The sequence below is a fragment of the Protofrankia sp. Cj3 genome (genome assembly GCF_917627355.1).
Lineage (GTDB): Bacteria > Actinomycetota > Actinomycetes > Frankiales > Frankiaceae > Protofrankia.
In genome coordinates, this window is the sequence record NZ_CAKJTR010000244.1 from 1 (window position 1) to 1959 (window position 1959).

The following is a 1959-nucleotide window of genomic DNA, read 5'->3' on the forward strand; positions in this document are numbered from 1 at the left end:
CCCCTATTGCCGGGCGCTCTTACCGAGCCGGTATTCCGGGGGCGGGCACGACCGAGTTCTGATAGCACGCCAGGGCGCACCTGTCTACCGGGCGTCTCGCAGGATGGCGGCCAGCGGAATCGCCGGCATAGTTCGGTGCCGTGGCGACAGGAATGAGAAATCCTTTCGCGGGCCACCGGCCCGTGGTTGAAGGAGGGGACATGCGCCTTCGGCAACCAGTCGCCCTGATGGTGGGCATGGTAGCCCTGCTGGCGATGGTTTCCTGCAGTGCACACAAGCCTCGTCAGGTAGCCGGGGGGCAGCCCCTTACCGAGCCGGAGAAGGAGGTGCTGCACGAGGCGGAGCAGATGCTGACACGTTCCTGTATGAAAGACCACGGCTTCGAGATGTGGGCCGTGCCCCGACAGCCACTGCCGGAGGACCACGACTTTCCCTACGTGATCGACGACGTCGAATGGGCTTCGCGGCACGGGTATGGAAGCGACATCGACGCCGAGCGCAGCCGGCTGCGCGCCGCCGACCCCAACAGGCGATACTTCGAGAATTTGCCGCCGGCGGAGCAGGCACGTGCCCTGGAAGCCCTTAACGGGCGGCAGTCCGCGGCACGGCTTGAGGTCAGGACCCCCGACGGGGTGACCATGGGCCGGATTGCCGACGGCTGTACCTCGCAGGCCCAACAGGAAATCTACGGGGACTTGGCCTCCTGGTTTCGTGTCACCTCGGTGACCGACTCCCTCACTGCCCTGTGGCGCGCTGACGTCACCGCCGACGACCGCTTCGAATCGGCTGTTCGACGGTGGTCGTCCTGCATGAAGGCCCGCGGTTTCGACTACCTCACCCCGCTGAAGGCCCGCGAGGCATTTCTCCGGTCACCGCAGAGCGCGGATCGCCCACAGGAGATACGAACGGCGGTCGCCGAGGCGGAGTGCGCGCACAGCACGGGCATGTCCACGGACCTGCAGCGGATGGAAGAACAATACCGAATCCAGAGAACCCGACAGCACCAGACGGACGTCGACACCCGGGCACGCCTCGAACACGAGGCCCTGCCCCGCGCACGCGCCGCCCTCGCCGATATCGGCCGCTCCGGGGAGGGATAGGGCCGCCACAGGCGGCGCGGAGCCTGCGAGACAGGCATCGGCGACTCGGCCGATCGACCGGCAACCATTCGACCTGCGCCGGCCCCACCACCACTCGCTCTGCATCAACGGGAGGTATCTCATGAGAAAGCTCAGGAAAGTGGCGATCGTGTCAGCCCTCGCTGCTCTCACCTTCGCCGGAGCGCCCCTGGCTGCGGCCCAGGCGGCGGACGGCAACTTCTACGCCTGGAGGGACGTCAACTACGGCGGCCCATACTGCGCCTGGCAGGGTGACGACTCCAACTGGTCGACCTGCTCCCCGGGGGGCAACATGCTCAACCAGGCCTCGTCGGTGTGGAACAACGGCTACGCCGAGACGTATGACGACGTGAACGTGTACTGGGGCAGCGGATACTCCGGCGCCAGCAAGTGCATAGGCCGGGGCGGATACATCGCCGATCTTAGCTACTATACATTCCCCTACAACGGGACCGGCGGCGGCGAGACCCTCAACAACAACATCGCAAGCCACAAGTGGGTCCTCAACTCGACATGCTGATCCCAGCATAACGACGCCGTCCGCCAGCGTGCCGCTACCGGCATCTGTGGCCACCGCGGAGACCCGTCGGTGGCCACAGTTCGGAGCCGGCCCGCGCGATACCCTCGCGGACAAAAGGTTGCTGGGGGGACGTCTCAACCGGATGATGAGTAATCACGCCAGTCGCACTCCGGGGGAAACGTGGGCACCGTGGTGGTACAGATTCCCGGCGATGTTGTGAGTGGTGACCGGGTGACCGGTACGCCCGCCGTGCGGGAACTTCGTTCGGGCGAGGACGCGACGTTCGGCCGTGGGGCACCCGGCCTGCCGGTCGATCTCCGG

Annotated in this window: 2 protein-coding genes; both read left to right on the forward strand. The window is 66.3% G+C overall.

The window, feature by feature from the left end; all coding sequences use genetic code 11:
• Window positions 1-200: 200 nt before the first annotated feature.
• Window positions 201-1100 carry a hypothetical protein gene (locus MJ783_RS21350; protein ID WP_239313203.1) on the forward strand — a complete coding sequence of 300 codons (900 nt, stop codon included), beginning with the start codon at window positions 201-203 and terminating at the stop codon, window positions 1098-1100.
• A 121-nt stretch (window positions 1101-1221) separates the two neighbouring features.
• Entirely contained in the window at window positions 1222-1638 is a 417-nt protein-coding gene (locus tag MJ783_RS21355; RefSeq protein ID WP_239313205.1) for a peptidase inhibitor family I36 protein, read from the forward strand.
• Window positions 1639-1959 lie beyond the last annotated feature (321 nt).

What these genes read in the sequence shown, in the direction of transcription:
- MJ783_RS21350 (WP_239313203.1), top strand. Translation starts at nt 201, where the DNA reads ATGCGCCTTCGGCAACCAGTCGCCCTGATGGTGGGCATGGTAGCCCTG.
- MJ783_RS21355 (WP_239313205.1), top strand. Translation starts at nt 1,222, where the DNA reads ATGAGAAAGCTCAGGAAAGTGGCGATCGTGTCAGCCCTCGCTGCTCTC.